The 1,449-nt window shown below is 61.9% G+C and carries 2 protein-coding genes and 1 pseudogene; all 3 read left to right on the top strand.

Annotated features, from left to right (window positions below):
* On the top strand, positions 1-378 hold a 378-nt coding region (locus HX846_RS34470; RefSeq protein WP_178967178.1), incomplete at its 5' end, for an ABC transporter permease subunit.
* Positions 375-1,069, top strand: a pseudogene (gene hisM / locus HX846_RS34465) (histidine ABC transporter permease HisM). The gene HX846_RS34470 and the pseudogene hisM, both read left to right, overlap by 4 nt.
* A 3-nt stretch (positions 1,070-1,072) precedes the next feature.
* The coding region (locus HX846_RS34460; RefSeq protein ID WP_178967177.1) for an ATP-binding cassette domain-containing protein at positions 1,073-1,449 on the top strand (377 nt) is incomplete at its 3' end.

Raw genomic sequence — 1,449 nt, 5'->3', positions numbered from 1 at the left:
TACGGTGCGTATTTCACCGAAAACTTTCGTGGGGCGATTCTCAGCGTGCCCGCCGGCCAACTCGAAGCCGCCACCGCCTACGGCCTGAGCCGCTGGCAGCGCTTTCGCCTGGTGCTGTTCCCGCAACTGATGCGCTTTGCCCTGCCGGGCCTGGGCAACAACTGGCTGGTGCTGCTCAAGTCCACCGCGCTGGTGTCGATCATCGGCCTGTCAGACCTGGTCAAGGCCGCACAAAACGCCGGCAAGACCACCAATGACCCGCTGTATTTCCTGATCCTCGCGGGCCTGGTGTACCTGGTGATCACCACCCTCTCCAACCGCATCTTCAAACGCCTGGAACGGCGCTACAACGTGGGCATCAAGGGGATGGCGCGATGATCGAACTGATCCAGCAATACGGCCTGGCCTACCTGTTCACCGACGGCAACGGCTTTTCCGGGGTGGCGATGACCCTGTGGCTGTTCATTATCTCGGTGGTGCTGGGCTTCATCCTGTCGATCCCGCTGGCGATCGCGCGGGTGTCGGAACACTTCTGGATTCGCTGGCCAGTGGAGGTCTACACCTACCTGTTTCGCNNTTGCTGATTTGCTACACCGGCCTCTACGGCCTGGACGTGGTGCAGGACAACGCCCTGCTCAACCAGTTTTTTCGCAATGCACTGAACTGCACGCTGCTGGCGTTTGTATTGAACACGTGCGCCTACACCGTGGAAATCTTTGCCGGGGCGATTCGCAACATCCCCCACGGCGAGATCGAAGCCGCCAAGGCCTACGGCCTGCATGGCTGGCGCCTGAACCTGTTTGTGGTAGTGCCCGCCGCACTGCGTCGCGCACTGCCGGCCTACAGCAATGAAATGATCCTGATGCTGCACGCCACGTCCCTGGCGTTCACCGCCACCATTGCCGACATCCTCAAGGTGGCCCGCGACGCCAACGCCGAGACGTTCCTGACGTTCCAGGCCTTCGGCATCGCTGCCCTGTTGTACATGCTGCTGTCCTTTGCACTGGTGGGCCTGTTTCGACTGGCCGAACGTCGCTGGATGCGTTTTCTTGTTCCTACCCGAGGCTAACCCATGAATCAGTCCGCGCAGGCCCTGGCCGCTTATCCCACCGATGTACGCCCCGCTACCCAGCCGGTCGCCGTGGCCGAAAACGCCAACGTCAAACTCCAGGTCGAAGGCCTGCACAAACGCTATGGCGAGCATGAGGTGCTCAAGGGCGTTTCACTGAACGCGCGCAACGGCGACGTGATCAGCCTGATCGGCGCCAGCGGCTCCGGCAAGAGCACGATGCTGCGATGCATCAACTTCCTCGAACAGCCGGACGCCGGGGTTATCACCCTCGATGGCATCAGCATCGAAATGCAGCAAGGCCGCGCCGGCACGCGCGCGCCGCACCAGGCGCAATTGCAGAACCTGCGCACCCGCCTGGCCATGGTGTTCCAGCACTT

The sequence above is a fragment of the Pseudomonas sp. K5002 genome (assembly GCF_013386655.1).
In the GTDB taxonomy this organism is placed as follows: Bacteria; Pseudomonadota; Gammaproteobacteria; order Pseudomonadales; family Pseudomonadaceae; genus Aquipseudomonas.
The sequence above is the reverse complement of the archived record's forward strand: the minus strand, read 5'-3'. Positions and strand labels throughout refer to the sequence as shown.